Source organism: Candidatus Koribacter versatilis Ellin345, assembly GCF_000014005.1.
Taxonomy (GTDB): domain Bacteria; phylum Acidobacteriota; class Terriglobia; order Terriglobales; family Acidobacteriaceae; genus Korobacter; species Korobacter versatilis_A.
The window spans coordinates 5,347,026-5,361,282 of sequence record NC_008009.1; the positions used below are offsets into that span (position 1 = coordinate 5,347,026).

The 14,257-nt window shown below is 56.7% G+C and carries 15 protein-coding genes; 8 read left to right on the forward strand and 7 right to left on the reverse strand.

What is annotated here, in order from left to right; genetic code table 11:
- Nucleotides 1-152 precede the first annotated feature (152 nt).
- Both acpP and fabF read left to right on the forward strand, forming a co-directional pair.
- On the forward strand, nucleotides 153-398 hold the full coding sequence (gene acpP, locus ACID345_RS23445; protein ID WP_011525302.1) for an acyl carrier protein: 246 nt from the start codon (nucleotides 153-155) through the stop codon (nucleotides 396-398).
- Nucleotides 399-400: 2 nt separating this feature from the next.
- Nucleotides 401-1,648: a beta-ketoacyl-ACP synthase II gene (fabF, locus tag ACID345_RS23450; RefSeq protein ID WP_011525303.1), complete on the forward strand. Its 1,248-nt coding sequence runs from the start codon at nucleotides 401-403 to the stop codon at nucleotides 1,646-1,648.
- Nucleotides 1,649-1,710: 62 nt separating this feature from the next.
- Here fabF and ACID345_RS23455 read toward each other — a convergent pair whose 3' ends face one another.
- From ACID345_RS23455 to ACID345_RS23465, 3 genes are read right to left on the reverse strand one after another with little or no spacing between them, the layout of a single operon-like run.
- Nucleotides 1,711-2,499, reverse strand: a complete 789-nt coding sequence (locus ACID345_RS23455) for a VOC family protein (RefSeq protein WP_011525304.1) — start codon at nucleotides 2,497-2,499, stop codon at nucleotides 1,711-1,713.
- Between the two features lie 56 nt (nucleotides 2,500-2,555).
- Nucleotides 2,556-3,581 carry an aldo/keto reductase gene (locus tag ACID345_RS23460; RefSeq protein WP_011525305.1) on the reverse strand — a complete coding sequence of 342 codons (1,026 nt, stop codon included), beginning with the start codon at nucleotides 3,579-3,581 and terminating at the stop codon, nucleotides 2,556-2,558.
- Between the two features lie 47 nt (nucleotides 3,582-3,628).
- Complete coding sequence (locus tag ACID345_RS23465) at nucleotides 3,629-4,027, reverse strand: hypothetical protein (RefSeq protein WP_148210241.1); 399 nt, start codon at nucleotides 4,025-4,027, stop codon at nucleotides 3,629-3,631.
- A 171-nt stretch (nucleotides 4,028-4,198) separates the two neighbouring features.
- Here ACID345_RS23465 and ACID345_RS23470 point away from each other — a divergent pair, with 171 nt between their 5' ends.
- From ACID345_RS23470 to ACID345_RS23490, 5 genes are all read left to right on the forward strand, one after another.
- Entirely contained in the window at nucleotides 4,199-4,606 is a 408-nt protein-coding gene (locus tag ACID345_RS23470; RefSeq protein WP_011525307.1) for a hypothetical protein, read from the forward strand.
- Entirely contained in the window at nucleotides 4,603-4,797 is a 195-nt protein-coding gene (locus ACID345_RS23475) for a helix-turn-helix transcriptional regulator (RefSeq protein ID WP_011525308.1), read from the forward strand. The genes ACID345_RS23470 and ACID345_RS23475 overlap by 4 nt, the downstream gene beginning before the upstream one ends.
- 13 nt (nucleotides 4,798-4,810) lie before the next feature.
- Nucleotides 4,811-5,728, forward strand: a complete 918-nt coding sequence (locus tag ACID345_RS23480; RefSeq protein ID WP_011525309.1) for an ABC transporter ATP-binding protein — start codon at nucleotides 4,811-4,813, stop codon at nucleotides 5,726-5,728.
- Nucleotides 5,721-7,019, forward strand: a complete 1,299-nt coding sequence (locus ACID345_RS23485; protein WP_011525310.1) for an ABC transporter permease — start codon at nucleotides 5,721-5,723, stop codon at nucleotides 7,017-7,019. Before ACID345_RS23480 ends, ACID345_RS23485 begins: the two co-directional genes overlap by 8 nt.
- 68 nt (nucleotides 7,020-7,087) lie before the next feature.
- The gene (locus tag ACID345_RS23490; RefSeq protein ID WP_011525311.1) at nucleotides 7,088-7,828 is read left to right on the forward strand and encodes a lysophospholipid acyltransferase family protein; all 741 of its coding nucleotides are present in this window, start codon (nucleotides 7,088-7,090) and stop codon (nucleotides 7,826-7,828) included.
- Nucleotides 7,829-7,874: 46 nt separating this feature from the next.
- Here ACID345_RS23490 and ACID345_RS23495 read toward each other — a convergent pair whose 3' ends face one another.
- The 4 genes from ACID345_RS23495 to ACID345_RS23510 all read right to left on the reverse strand — a co-directional run bounded on the left by ACID345_RS23495 (nucleotide 7,875) and on the right by ACID345_RS23510 (nucleotide 13,901).
- Complete coding sequence (locus ACID345_RS23495) at nucleotides 7,875-9,932, reverse strand: M13 family metallopeptidase (RefSeq protein WP_011525312.1); 2,058 nt, start codon at nucleotides 9,930-9,932, stop codon at nucleotides 7,875-7,877.
- A 182-nt stretch (nucleotides 9,933-10,114) separates the two neighbouring features.
- Complete coding sequence (locus ACID345_RS23500) at nucleotides 10,115-12,169, reverse strand: M13 family metallopeptidase (protein WP_011525313.1); 2,055 nt, start codon at nucleotides 12,167-12,169, stop codon at nucleotides 10,115-10,117.
- Between the two features lie 164 nt (nucleotides 12,170-12,333).
- Nucleotides 12,334-13,413: an MlaD family protein gene (locus tag ACID345_RS23505; RefSeq protein ID WP_011525314.1), complete on the reverse strand. Its 1,080-nt coding sequence runs from the start codon at nucleotides 13,411-13,413 to the stop codon at nucleotides 12,334-12,336.
- Between the two features lie 110 nt (nucleotides 13,414-13,523).
- The gene (locus tag ACID345_RS23510) at nucleotides 13,524-13,901 is read right to left on the reverse strand and encodes a holo-[acyl-carrier-protein] synthase (protein WP_011525315.1); all 378 of its coding nucleotides are present in this window, start codon (nucleotides 13,899-13,901) and stop codon (nucleotides 13,524-13,526) included.
- 154 nt (nucleotides 13,902-14,055) lie between these two features.
- On the opposite strand from ACID345_RS23510, the gene ACID345_RS23515 reads away from it, so the two are divergent.
- Nucleotides 14,056-14,256 (forward strand): cold-shock protein, encoded by a 201-nt coding sequence (locus ACID345_RS23515; protein WP_011525316.1) that lies wholly within the window; start codon nucleotides 14,056-14,058, stop codon nucleotides 14,254-14,256.
- Nucleotide 14,257: the final 1 nt, after the last annotated feature.

Consider the following 14,257-nt stretch of genomic DNA (forward strand, 5'->3'; position numbering starts at 1 on the left):
CCCCGTACCCTTCGTGGTTGCGGATGTTCACTGTGGGTTCTCAGCAAGAATCCGAGTGGCTGCGGAAGGCATGCAATGCGACCGTCGTCCTATTCGGTTTATATCGATCAGGGAAGATTGCGCTTCGTGCGCGAAAGGAGATTTCGTAATCAATGGCTTCCGTAGAAGAAAAAGTAAAACAGATCATTGTCGAGCAGCTCGGTGTGGATGAGGGTGAGGTTACGCCCAATGCTTCGTTCGTGGACGATCTCGGCGCCGACTCGCTCGATACGGTCGAGCTGGTGATGGCTTTCGAGGAAGCGTTTGAAATCGAGATTCCAGATGAGGACGCCGAAAAGATCCGCACCGTAAAAGACGCGGTAGATTACATCACAGCCCACGCGAAAGGTGGCAAGTAGCTTTGACTCGCCGCGTTGTTGTTACCGGACTAGGGCTGATCTGCGGGGTTGGCAACACTGTGGATGAAGTGTGGGCCAATCTGCTGGCCGGCAAAAGTGGCGTTGCCCGAATTACCGAGTTCAACGACGACATAGAGAAGTACGCCTGCAAGATCGCCGCGCAGGTGAAGAACTTCGATCCGCTCAACTTCGTGGAAAAGAAAGAAGCGAAGAAGATGGCGAGGTTCATTCACCTGGCGCTCGCGGCGGCCCATGAGGCGATGGCGTCATCGGGACTGCAGGTAACGGACGACCTCGCGGAACGCGTTGGTGTCCACATCGGTTCAGGCATCGGCGGGTTCGACGTCATCGAGCGTGAGCACAAAGCTTGCCTTGAAGGCGGACCACGCAAGATCTCGCCCTTTTTTATCCCTGCTGCAATCGTTAACCTTGCTGCCGGTCACGTCAGCATCAAATACAACGCCAAGGGCCCGAACGAGGCCACATGTACGGCTTGCACGTCGAGCGCACACGCAATCGGCGATGCCTTCAAGATCATCCAACGGGAAGATGCCGATGTGATGATCTGCGGCGGCAGTGAAGCGGCTGTCACTTCGATGGGCGTCGGCGGCTTTGCCGCCATGCGCGCACTCTCTACGCGTAACGACGATCCGGAGAGGGCGAGTCGCCCGTGGGACAAGGATCGCGACGGCTTCATCATCGGCGAAGGCGCGGGCATCATGGTGCTGGAAGAGCTTGAGTTTGCCAAAGCTCGTGGCGCCAAGATCCTGGCCGAAGTCGTAGGCTACGGCATGAGCGGAGACGCCAACCACATCACGCAACCAGCGCCGGAAGGCGATGGTGGATTCCGTGTGATGCGGAACGCGATGCGCGATGCCAAGATCACTCCGGACCAGGTCGGCTACGTGAATGCCCATGGAACTTCAACGCCGATCGGTGACGTACTGGAGTCAGTTGCGATCAAGCGTGCATTTGGCGATTTCGCAAAGAAGCTTGCCGTGAGCTCGACGAAGTCGATGACCGGACACCTGCTTGGCGGCGCCGGCGGACTGGAAGCCGGCATTACTGCTCTGGCGCTGCGCGACCAGATCATTCCGCCAACGATCAACCTCGATCACCCCGATGCAGAATGCGATCTGGACTACGTGCCGCATACGGCACGGAAGATCCAGATGGAGCATGCGATTTCGAATTCATTTGGGTTCGGCGGAACGAATGGGTGCCTGGTGTTTAAGCGGTGGAGTGAGTAACAAACCGACAATAGAGAAAAGGCCCAGCTGATAGCTGGGCACTTTTTCTTTGATGATTCCAATTACTTCCGGGAAGACTCGAAGATGCAGAAGGTACCGTACTGTGGGTCAGCAACAACGGACATTGTGCCCGCGCCCTCAATCTTCATGTTCGACACGAAAGCGCGACCCCCGAGAGACACGGCCTGGGCAGTCTTCGCAGCGCAGTCGCTGGTCTGGAAGTACACACTCCAATGGGTGTGCGTTCCCGGCGGCAGGCTTTCTGAGGGCGGCATCCCGCCAATGTAGTCCTCGCCACTCTTGATGTGATAGTAGCCGTGGGCGGGGCTCTCATCTTCTTTCTCGATCGTCCAGCCGAAGAGCGCCGTGTAGAACGCGACAGCCTTCTCGCGGTCCTTCGTGAGCAGATCGGCCCAACAGAAAGCGCCCTCCTCCCCTTTCACCAAGTGGGCGGTGCTCTCTGCAGCCTGCCACAGAGAAAAGACAGCGCCGGTGGGATCGTGCATGACCGCCATGCGTCCCGCACCCATCACGTCAAAAGGCGGCAGGATAATGTTGGCGCCGAGCTCGGTGGCACGCTTGGCGGATTCGTCCGTATTGTTCGTCGAGATGAACAGGCTCCAATGCACAGGGACGCCGCGCTCGAGTTGGTCGGGACGCAACGCGTAACAAGCAGCCGCATCGTGGCCGTTGAGTTTGAACATGGTGTAGAACGCGTCCGGCCCCATGGGGACGTCATCGGAGGTCCAACCGAAGAGCGACTGGTAATACTTTTTCGCGGCGGACTGGTCGGTGGTGGCCAGTTCCACCCAGCAGAATTGACCGGGCTTTTTCACGTCTACGATCGGCATAGCGCGAGAGTATAAACCTCGGCGCTGAGCCTAAATGTCAACGCGGGTTGAAAATTCTAAGGTGCCCCGCCGAGCCACTGCGGGTTGTGAGCGGTGCCGTCGAAATTGCTCGAAGTCTTGTAGAGCTCGTACTTCCCTGCCATCGCAACCGGTGCGGTTTTCGCGCGAAGAGCTGCGACTTCTTTTTCGCTGGGCGGCTTGAACTCACGCGCGACCTTCAGCGCCTGATCGACGACTTGCATGGAATCGCAACCAGTGATGACGACGCTGGTCGGCAAGCTGAGTGCATAGGTCAGGCACTCGACGGGCGTGACGACCTTGCTCTGCAGGATGACGCCACTGCCCATGGGCTTCATACCGAGCACGCCGATGTTGTGCTTCACCAGTTCGGGCAGGACTTTGTGTTCGAAGCTGTTGAAGTGTGTGTCCATGACGTTCAGCGGCATTTGGACGGAGTCGGGCGTCCAATTGTGCGCGAGCGCCGTGCTCAACATCTTCAGGTGGATCTCGGGATCCTTGTGGCCGGTGTAGCCAAGGTAACGAATCTTTCCAGCCTGCTTGGCCTTCTGCATCGCTTCGAATGAGCCGTTGGCGGCAAAGATCCTGTCGGGATCGGTGGGCCGAATGACTTCGTGGAATTGCAACAAGTCGAGGTGATCCGTCTGGAGGCGACGGAGGGAGTCTTCGAGTTGTTTCGTCGCGGTCTTACCGTCGTGCCCGTCAATTTTGGTCATTAGGAAGGCACGCTTGCGATAGCCATCGCGCAGGGCCTTGCCCATGCGGACTTCGCTGCCACCGTCGTTGTAGTCCCAGCAGTTGTCGAGGAAGTTGATGCCGCCATCGATCGCTCGACGAATGATGCGGATGCTCTCGTCTTCCGAGCCTTGGATGCCGATGTGGTATCCACCGAGGCCGATGCACGAGACACGTTCGCCGGTGTGGCCGAGGGTACGGTATTGCACACCGGTCTTGTCTTGCGCGAGACCTGGATAGCCATTCATGCCGAACAGCATCGCTGCTCCGACGGAGATCCCGAGGAACTCACGCCGATCCAATTCGCGGTTCTTTTGCTCGTCGGTCATGCCGATTGAGAAGGCACGGACGATGTGTCCGTTGCCCGGCTATAGCTTCAATTTCCGCCAGAGCTCTTGGCGGGTTTGGTGGCCGTAGTTTGAGGCGGCAAAGGCGGCGCCGCACACTGTCGGGAATCAACCTTTACTTCGCTGGCGATAAAGAGCTTCGGAAGAGAGTCGCTGTTCTTTTCAGGAGCGATGCCGCTCGACTGCCAGGTGCCTTTCAGCATTACGTGATGGCCCATACCTGTCGCGAGATAGCTTGGGCCAACAACTGTAATCGGCGGAGAAAAGATATTAGAGAGAACGTAGCCACCGTTCTTTGTCCGAGCGGTCAGACAGCCGCCGATGGAGACCTGCTTGTCGTCGTCGGGCTTTGCTTGCACCGTCTGCGCAAACACCGAGCTCAACATGGGACAAACTGCGAGTGCAGTCAGTAGCGAATTGCGGAGCATTCGCCGGTACTGCGCCGGAATTGGCCGAATTGACACCATCCAAAGAACCCCTTTTGAGTAGGCTATTCTCGCTCGTGAGCGGCAGTTCTGTCTCGTACGAAATGAATTTTATGTAAAGGATACTTGACACGCGTTGATGTCAAGTGTACTTTACATCAACGCGAGGCTAACTTGGAACTACCTGGATGCGGTGGAGAATTGAATGCCCGGCAAAGGCGGGCGTACCTCCTGTATTGGATCTCACTGGCGCTGTATTGCGTGCTGCTGCCGGTGGCGGTTTTGCTGACGAAGCATTTCCACGCATGGCGGTGGAAGCCGCTGTTTATGCTGCTTCCGCTGGCGACCGTGGTGCTTATTCTGCGGGGCATGGCGCTGTACTTCGCGGCAGCAGACGAGATGCAGCGCAGGATTTTGGCGGAATCGTGTGCGTACGCGTTTGCGATTTCAGTTTTTGCGACTATCGCGGTGGGATTTTTTGAAGGCACGGTGCTTCCGCACATCGACTGGAGCGTGCGGTTCTCGTTCATGATGGTGGTGTGGGGCGTAGCCGCCATGATCACGAAGAAGAGGTACCAGTGAGGAACCGGGTGCGGGACCTGCGCTCAGAGCGCGCGTGGTCGCAAGCAGACCTCGCGGACAGGCTCGAAGTATCGCGGCAAACGGTGAATGCGATCGAGACCGGAAAGTACGACCCGAGCTTGCCGTTGGCTTTTCGAATTGCGGCCCTATTCAGGAACAGGATCGAAGAAGTTTTCTTCCCAGAGAAGTAAAACGGAGTGATTCATGCCGAACACAGTAGAACTGCGGGGCGTCACCAAGCGATACGACGAGTTCCTCGCAGTGGACCATATTTCGTTCGAGATCCGCGAGGGCAGCGTGTTTGGGATGCTCGGGCCGAACGGTGCGGGTAAGACCTCGACGATCCGCATGATGATGGGCATTACATTGCCCGATGAGGGCGAGGTGCTTTGCTTCGGGCAGCGCTTCGAACGCAAACATCTGGAGCGTATTGGCTATATGCCGGAAGAGCGCGGCCTGTACAAGAACATGAAGGTGCTCGATCACCTGGTATTTCTCGGGCAACTCAAAGGCCTGAGCGAGGCAGAGGCGAAACGCCGCGCGATGGATTGGGCGCAACGGCTGGACATTGCCGACTGGACGGGCAAGAGAGTCGAAGAGCTCTCGAAGGGCATGCAGCAGAAGATCCAATTCATCGCGACTCTGCTGAACGATCCGCCATTGGTGATTATGGACGAGCCCTTCTCCGGGCTCGATCCGGCGAATGCCGTCCAATTGAAGGACGTGCTGATCGAACTGAAGAAGAGCGGCAAGACGATTCTCTTTTCCACGCACCGTATGGATACGGTAGAGCGGCTTTGCGACACGATTTGCCTTGTAGACCACGGCAAGGTCGTTCTGATTGGCGATCTCAAGCAGATTAAGAGTAGCTATGGGAAGAACAGTATTCAACTGGAGTATGAAGGCGATCGGTCTTTCCTAAATGATAAGACGCTTGTCGAATCGTCGAACGATTATGGGAACTACGTAGAGATCAAGATGGTGAATGGCGCGGATTCACAAGCACTGCTGCGTTTGATCTCCGCAAAAGCTCGAATAAATAAGTTCGAACTCGTAGAACCCTCACTGGAGGCGATCTTTATCGATGTGGTGAGCAGAGATGAGGTGACCACCCATGCGTAATATCCTGCTGGTGTTCAAGCGCGAATACCTGGAACGTGTGCGCAAAAAGTCATTCTTAGTAATGACCGTTCTTGTGCCCGCGATTATGTTCGGCTCGATCTACATCCCTATAAAGTTTGCCGGAAAGGGCGGGCTAGAGAAGCGCACGGTGACCATTGTGGCGCCGACGCAGGAGTTGGCGGACGCGGTGAAGCAGCAGTTGCTCGAGATCGCAGGGCACGACGACGATCCATTCAACTCAAAGGATGGAGACAAGAAACCGGCCCAATCTCCGTACACGGTGAATACCAGCACCACCACCGACGATGCTGCGAAGCAAGACCTGCGCAACCAGGTGAGCGATGGAAAGATCAATGGCTTCCTGTGGATCAGTCTCGAGTCTCTAAAGGACCGGAAGTTCAACTACTTTTCGAAAGACTCGACGAACTTCTCGGAGCAGATATCGCTGCAGTCGTCGCTTCGGGCTGCACTGACCAGCCACGACCTAAGCAGCCGCGGATTGAAAGAGCAGGAGATCAAGGACGTTCTAAAGCCTGTGTCGGTGGATGCGGTGCGGGTAGAGAAGGGCAAGGAAAGCAGCACCAGTGGCATCGGCTTGTTCTTCGTCTCGTTCCTGATGGTTCTCCTCATGTATATGACGGTTTTGATTTACGGCATAGCTGTAATGCGGTCAGTGATCGAGGAAAAGGGTTCGCGCATTATGGAAGTGATGCTGTCATCCGTGACGCCGCGCGATTTGATGGCCGGAAAGCTGTTGGGTGTGGGTGCAGTCGGCCTGACACAAATTGGCATATGGATCACCTTGAGCGTTGTGACGACGAGCCCGCTGGTAGCGGCGGCAAAGAGCATGACCAACGGCTTCCACATCCCGGTCATGAACATTGTGTACTTCGTCGTGTTCTTCCTGCTGGGTTACATGCTCTACAGTGTGCTTTACGCGGCGATCGGGGCCATGGTGAACAGCGAACAGGAGGCACAGCAGATCCAGTTCGTTGTGATGGCGCCGCTGATCTTCGCAATCGCGTTCGTGCAGGTGGTCATCCAGCATCCGAGTGCACAACTGGCAGTGTGGCTCTCGATGATTCCCTTCTGCGCGCCGATGCTGATGTTCGTACGTATCGTGGTCGAGACGCCGCCATGGTGGCAGATCGCGATCTGTATCGGATTGATGGTAGCGACGATTTACGGACTGCTCCTGGTGTGCGCACGGATCTACCGCGTAGGTATCCTGATGTACGGCAAGCGTCCGACGCTGCCGGAACTGATGAAGTGGTTGAAGTACGCAGGTTAGGTACTTCTTCTCCCCGCCCCATCCTGCTCCTCCAGGGTGGGGCTTTTTGCTGCCGCTACAATGGAGCCGTGCCCGATCCCAAGCGTGATGAGCAGCCAAAATACTCGCTGGTGCAGCGAATCAAGTTTTCGCTGGCGGCGACAATCATCGCGGGATTCGTACGCCTGGTGGGGATCACGCTGCGGCACACGATGTCGTTCGATCCGAATTCCATTCAGCCGGACCTAAGCGATTTGAAGGGCAGGATCTTTCCCTTCTGGCATCGCTGCGTATTTCCTGCCATCTGGGTTTTTCGCGGACGCGATCTAGCGGTCATGACGAGCCGCAGCGCAGATGGCGAATACATCGCGCGGGTGATCGAAAAGTTTGGATTCCCTGCGGTGCGTGGCTCGAGCTCGCGAGGAGGGGCACAAGCCTTGCGCCAACTGCGCGCGATGATCGAGAACAAACGCAATGCGGTGTTCACGATCGATGGTCCGCGTGGGCCACGTTATGTCGCAAAGCGTGGACCGATCTTGCTGGCCAGCATGACGGGCGCACCGATTGTGTGCTTCTACGTCGCGGTAAAAAGTGCGTGGGTATTCAACTCCTGGGACAGGTTCGTCCTACCGAAGCCGTTCTCGCGGATTCACACGCACGTGGCAGAACAATTGACCGTGCCGGTAGAGCTCGATGACAATGGCATCGAAAAATACAGACTGGTGATGCAGGATCGATTGGAGCATGCGACGCGACTGGCGGAAGAGAAGCTAGGAGTGCCACCAGTCCCGGCCGGAGAGGCAAAGAGGGGCACAGTTTCCGAAGAATAAAAAAGCCCAGACGAGCCGGGCTTTTTCATTCAAACAACAACTTCAATTACCAGACGCGGCATGCGTTTGTCGGCGCCATGGGCGCGTCTTCCTTGCAACCGAACGCCTTGCGGAACTCGGGCATGTTGCGCATGACACCGTTGGTACGCCACTTGCCAGGAGAGTGCGGGTTGGTCTGGGCCTGCACGCGAAGGGCTTGTGGAGTCTGGTTCTCGCACCACACTTGCGCGAAGCCAAGGAACGCGCGCTGCTGGGCCGTGAAGCCGTCAATCTTCGCTGGCTCCTTGCCATTGAACGTGGATTCCAACGCCATTAGCGCGACGCGGAGACCGCCGTTGTCGGCAGTGTTTTCGCCGAGGGTCAGCTTGCCGCGAACGTGCACGTCGTCGGTGGCGATGAAGCTGTCATACTCGTCCACCAAACACTGGGCGCGCTGCTCAAAGGCTTTGCCGTCAGCTTCGGTCCACCAGTTGCGGAGATCGCCGCTGCCGTCGAATTCACGGCCTTCGTCATCGAACCCGTGGGTCATTTCGTGGCCGATCACAGCACCGATCGCGCCGTAGTTCACGCCATCATCGAGCTTATTGTCGAAGAACGGGGGCTGCAAAATGCCCGCCGGGAAGTTGATATTGTTTTCCTGCGGGTTGTAATAGGCGTTCACGGTCGGCGGCGTCATGCCCCACTCGGTGCGATCCACGGGCTTGTTGATCTTGTCGAGCTGACGTTGCGTTTCGAACTCGTTGCCGCGCATGGTGTTGCCCAGGAAGTCGCCACGAACAACGTTGTACCTGCTGTAGTCACGCCACTTGTCGGGATAGCCGATCTTGTCATTGATCATCGAAAGTTTGACGATGGCGGCCTTCTTGGTTTCTGCCGTCATCCAATCGAGGCCTTCGATATCGGTCTTCATCGAAGCCTCGAGATTGTGGACCATCTTTTCCATGCGGTCCTTTGCGTCGGGCGGGAAAGCGACTTTTACATATGCCTGGCCTAGCGCCTCACCGAGTTGATTGTCCGTGAACTGTACGCAACGTTTCCAGCGCGGACGGATCTCTTTCGCACCGGTGAGCGTCTTCCCATAGAACGAGAAATTCTCGTTCACGAAGGGCGTTGGGAGCGCGCGGGCAGCGCCGTGCAAAGTCTGCCAACGAAGGTACGTCTTGATGTCGTCGAGCGAGTTGCTTTGGACAACCTCGTTCAGCTTCGCAATGTAATTGGGCGAGTCGAGGTTGATCTTTTCGAACGACGGGGCATCGAGTGCGACGAGGTATTTGTTCCAATCGAAAGCCGGCGTCAACGCGATGAATTCCGCCTTCGTCTTGGGGTTGTATAGCTTCTGCACGTCGCGACGTTCGACTACGCTCATAGAGTTCTTCGCCAGCGTGGTCTCGAAGGTCATCACCGTCTGCGCGTCTTTCGCGGCCTGGTCTGCAGACTCACCGGCGAGTTTGAACATGTTGGTGATGTGTTCAACATAGGCCTTGCGAAGTTCGACGGACTTGGCGTCGTCACGCGAGTAGTAGTCTTTTTCCGGCAGGCCGAGGCCACCCTGGTCCACCGAAGCGCCCATCATTTTCGCGTTCTTGAAATCCGGCTCCGGACCGAACCCGAACAGCGGCTCGAGGCCGGTTCGGTGCAGTTTGCCAAGGAGCGCGGGCAATTCTGATTTGTCTTTCACCGCGGCGATGCTGTCGAGTGTCGACTTCAGAGGATCGAGGCCTTTGGCGTCGATGCCCTTTTCGTCCATGCAAGCGTCGTAGTAATCGCCGATTTTCTGGTCGATCGCGTCACGGTTGGCATTGGCTGCACGCTGTTTCTCGAGGATGTCGCGCAGGATCATCTGATTGCGCTCGAGGAGTTCTGAGAAGCGTCCCCAACGGGCTTGGTCGGAAGGAATCGGGTTGTTCTTGATCCAGCTACCGCATGCGAACTGGTAGAAGTCGGTACAAGGATCAGTGCTGCGATCGAGGGCGTTGATATCGAAGCCCTTCGTGCCCTTCTTGGCCGCGGTCTTCTCGGCCTGCTGATCGTTGGCTGGTTTCTGGGCGAAGCCCATGGAAACCGCCAGGACGGCAGAGGTCGCGACCGATAGGAATTTCTTCATGATTTCCTCTCTGAATGGGTGTTTCTTCACGTACAAGTGCCTGACACAAAGAAGCCCTGTCCTGCAGGGCAGGGTCCAGGGCTCGGATTGAAAACTGTCAATTTAACCACAAAATACGCGGGATTGGCGATGTCCGGCCCGCATCTCGTCCCAGCATCGAATAGGACGAGAGCGGGAAAGACTTACCAAACGCGGCAGCCCTGAGTGGGAACCATCGGTTGGCCTTCTTTGCAGCCGAAGGCCTTGTAGAAGCCCTCGAAGTTGCGGACAGTGCCGTTGGCGCGCCACTCACCCGGAGAGTGTGGGTCGACAAGAGCCAATTGGCGCGCTTGCTGAGGCGTTACGTTCTGGCACCAGACCTGCGCGAACGAGATGAAGAAGCGCTGCGAGGGCGTGTAGCCGTCAACCTTTTTCGAATCGTCGTTGTTGATCAGCTTCATCAGGGCAGCGTAGGCGAGGCGAAGTCCACCGTTATCGGCGGTATTCTCGCCGAGTGTGAGTTTGCCGTTGAGATGAACTTCTCCTTTGTCGTCCTTCACGGAGACGAAGCTGGAGTACTCATCGGAAACGCACTTGGCGCGCTCTTCGAAGGCCTTGCCGTCTTCCGCGGTCCACCAATCGCGAAGATTGCCCTGCGCATCGAACTTGCGGCCCTGGTCGTCGAAGCCGTGCGTAAGTTCGTGTCCGATCACCACGCCGATGCCGCCCAAGTTCACGGCGTCATCCGCGCCGCCGGCGTAAAACGGCGACTGCAAGATGCCGGCTGGGAAGTTGATGTCGTTGCGCGATGGATTGTAGTAGGCGTTCACCGTCGGAGGGGTCATTCCCCATTCTTTCTTGTCGGTGGGCTTGCCGATCTTGTTCCAGTTGCGGTGGACTTCAAAATAATCGGCGCGCTGGGAGTTACCGAAGAAGTCGTCGCGCGTGACCTTCACCGAGCTGTAATCGCGCCACTTCTCGGGATAGCCAATGTTATTCACGATGGATTCGAGCTTGGTGTAGGCAGCCTTCTTGGTTTCGGGCGTCATCCATTCGAGCGACTTGAGGTCGTCGTTCATGGCTTCTTCGATCGCCTTCACCATCTTCTGGGTGCGCTCCTTCTGCTCTTTGCCGAAGACCTTCTCGACATAGAGCTGGCCAAGGGCCTCGCCGAGCGAACCGTCGGTGTATTCCACGCAACGCTTCCAGCGCGGCGCGATTTCTTTCTGGCCGCGCAAATAGGCGTTGAAGAAGTTGAAATCCTCATTCACGAACTTATCGGAGAGCGCAGACGCGCCATCGTGCAGCGCCTTCCAGCGGAGGTAGACCTTCATGTCGTCAACCGGAGTGCCAGCGACGAGGTCGTTGATCTGCTTGAAGAAGTCCGGATTGCCGACGTTGACCTTGCTGAACTCAGGGGCCTTTGTGGTTGCGAAGAACTTGGCGAGTTCCAGGTTCGCAGCGTCCTTCTCAGCTACGGAAACTTCGGTCATGTGGTCGCGGTTCTTGGGATCGCGGCGCAAGGTGCGGTCCATCGAGGCCTTAGCCAGCGCAGTCTCGATCGTCATGACCGTCTGCGCTTCTTTCTTCGCAGTGTCGGAGCTGTCGCCGAGAAGTTCGAACATCTTCTGTACGTGTTCGAGATACTTGGCGCGCATTTCGACATTGGCAGCGTCATCCTTCAGGTAGTTATCGCGGTCGGGAAGAGTGATGCCACCCTGGTCGATGTTGGCAACCTGCGTGGTGGCGTCGTGCATATCGGCCGAGGCGTAGAAGGCCATCAAAGTTCGGACGCCGTTCTGCTGCAGGTTCGCGACTGCTTCCATGAGTTGGGTGCGGTTCGAGATCTTGGAGATGGCGTCGAGCTGTGCCTTTAGCGGCTCCGCTCCGCGGGCTTCGATGGTCTTAGTGTCCATACAAGCCGCGAAGTAATCGCCGACTTTTTGTTCGATGGGGTTGTGCTTTCCGGGCTTCGCGGCGCTGGTCAGCAATTCATAAAGAACCAGCCGATTGTTCTCGGCGAGCTTGTTGAACTGTCCCCATCGGGTCTGGTCGCCGGGAATGGGGTTGGTCTTTTTCCAGTTGCCACAGGCGAACTGATAGAAGTTCTCGCAAGGGTTAACGCTCGTGTCGATTGCCTCGACATCGAAGCTCAAGATTTTTTCGGGCGCAGGTGGCTTAGCTGAATCTGTGGACGTTTGGGCAAAGGCAGCCGCGCCGCACAGAAGAAAAATGCCAACGATCTTAGGGATTTGCATCGGAACCTCGAAACGGACTTGAAATCACGGCAGTAAATATATATCGCGCTGCGAACAGAGGGTATTCGCAGCCAGAAAGTGGTGCTTACCACTAGTAGCATAAAAAAGCGGGCCGTGGTGGCGGCCCGCCTGTAAGTTCCTGTAATCGTCCGATTTTGGACAACTTAGAAGACCTTCACGTGGAAGGTGAGGTACTTCTTCGGGTTCTCACGAATGGCCTGCAACAGGTGCCTCGTTTCGACGAGGGCCTGATCGGTGTTGTTATACAGCGCTGGGTCATTCATCAGCTTGCCGACGCTGCCCTCGCCATTGTCGATCTTGGCGGAAATACTTGCGAGATGCGACATCGTATCGTCGAGCTTCTTCGCGAACGCTTCGTCTTTCGCGAACTTGCCGAGCGCGCCCTTGCCCTGGTTGATGTCGCCGATCAACGAATTCGCCTTCGTGATCGTCTCGTTAGCGTTGTTATACAGGCTAGGGTCCTTCAGCAGCTTGCCAATGGTGCCTTCGCCTTTGTCTATCTCGTCGATGATCTTGGCGAGCTTATCGACGGACGCGTTCGCTTTGTTGTAAAGCTCGTCATCGTTGATCAGTTTGCCGATCGAGCCCTTGCCTGAGCTGATCTGGTTAACCATCGCTTGTACTTCGTTGAGCGTGGAATTCAGGCGGTTATACAGTTCCTGGTCGTAGATCAACTTGCCGATGGAGCCCTGGCCGCTTTCGATGAAGGCAAAAATGCGGTCGGCGCGCTGCAAGAGAACATCTACGTTTTGCAGGGTGCCTTGGGTGGATTTCACGACATCATTAAATGAAGGCTCATCTTTCGACTTGAGAATGTCGCCATCTTTAACCATGCGGTCCTTTGTTTGGCGGCTATCGATGTCTACAAACGTCTCGCCCAAAACACCAGCGGTCGCAAGCGTCGCCGTGGCATCGAGATGGACGAGCGGCTGGAACTTGCTGGAGATCTTGAACTTGATCTGGACAGGATCGGCTGGATGATTCGGATCGGTCACCACGCCGATGCTGGTGACATTGCCAATGTCCACGCCCTGCAGGCGAACCGGTGCGCCAATGCGCAGGCCGCCAGCGTTGTCCTGATAAACCACGAGCGTTACCTTCCGGGTGAAGATGCCGGAGGTCCCCGACATCAGGAAGATCAGGACGCAAAGCGTAGCTGTCGCAAAGATAACCGTAATGCCTACGCGAAGTTGCGCCCAACGGACTTGTTTCTGACTAGGCACAGATCCCCCGTCCCGGGCTTAGAGAGCCCGCTACTCACACTTTCGCTCGCTGCACAGATAAGGGACGAATGATATCAAGAACTTGTGGCTGAGTCACCTGCCACTCTGAATCAGTCTTCCAGGATGACGCTGGCCACCGCGTACTGCTCAGTATGGGAAACGGAGAGATGAGCACGGCGGCCACCGAGGCCCTGTGCGACTTGGGCTGCCTTCCCATGGAAAACCATGGTCGGCCGCCCACCGGGCTCGCGGCCTACCTCAAAATCGTGCCAGGTGACGCCGCCACGCATGCCGGTACCGATCGCTTTCATGGCTGCTTCCTTGGCGGCGAAACGGGCTGCAAACCGTTCTACTGCATTGGCTTTCGACTGGCAGTACCGGATTTCGGCGGGGGTGTAAATGCGACCCAGGAAGCGGTCGCCGAAGCGCTGAATGGACTGCGCGATGCGGGGGACCTCGACGATATCAATGCCAGTGCCGAGAATCATGCGACCAGCTTACCAAGTTCAGGGGGAAAGGGGGCTTGCCAAGACCCAAGTCCATCAGGCATTATGGCCGACGCTCGATTCGAAGTACCGACGCAGTCTCTGCCCGCCGCTTTGAAGACCCGAGCTAATCGCTACAGAAGGACGTTTTCGAAAAATGGAACAAGGAACTGTGAAGTGGTTTAACGACGCTAAAGGTTATGGTTTCATCAGCCGCCAGAATGGTGAGGACGTTTTCGTTCATTTTTCGGCCATCGAGTCGAAGGGCTTCCGAAGCCTTCAAGAAGGCCAGGCGGTCACGTTCAGCGTCGTCAAGGGTCCTAAGGGGTGGCAGGCGGAGAAAGTATCAGCTCTGTAAG

Excerpts from the sequence above, each read along its gene's own strand:
- acpP (WP_011525302.1), top strand. The coding sequence starts at position 153 with ATGGCTTCCGTAGAAGAAAAAGTAAAACAGATCATTGTCGAGCAGCTC.
- ACID345_RS23455 (WP_011525304.1), bottom strand. The coding sequence starts at position 2,499 with ATGCCGATCGTAGACGTGAAAAAGCCCGGTCAATTCTGCTGGGTGGAA.
- ACID345_RS23460 (WP_011525305.1), bottom strand. The coding sequence starts at position 3,581 with ATGACCGACGAGCAAAAGAACCGCGAATTGGATCGGCGTGAGTTCCTC.
- ACID345_RS23465 (WP_148210241.1), bottom strand. The coding sequence starts at position 4,027 with ATGCTCCGCAATTCGCTACTGACTGCACTCGCAGTTTGTCCCATGTTG.
- ACID345_RS23480 (WP_011525309.1), top strand. The coding sequence starts at position 4,811 with ATGCCGAACACAGTAGAACTGCGGGGCGTCACCAAGCGATACGACGAG.
- ACID345_RS23485 (WP_011525310.1), top strand. The coding sequence starts at position 5,721 with ATGCGTAATATCCTGCTGGTGTTCAAGCGCGAATACCTGGAACGTGTG.
- ACID345_RS23495 (WP_011525312.1), bottom strand. The coding sequence starts at position 9,932 with ATGAAGAAATTCCTATCGGTCGCGACCTCTGCCGTCCTGGCGGTTTCC.
- ACID345_RS23500 (WP_011525313.1), bottom strand. The coding sequence starts at position 12,169 with ATGCAAATCCCTAAGATCGTTGGCATTTTTCTTCTGTGCGGCGCGGCT.
- ACID345_RS23510 (WP_011525315.1), bottom strand. The coding sequence starts at position 13,901 with ATGATTCTCGGCACTGGCATTGATATCGTCGAGGTCCCCCGCATCGCG.
- ACID345_RS23515 (WP_011525316.1), top strand. The coding sequence starts at position 14,056 with ATGGAACAAGGAACTGTGAAGTGGTTTAACGACGCTAAAGGTTATGGT.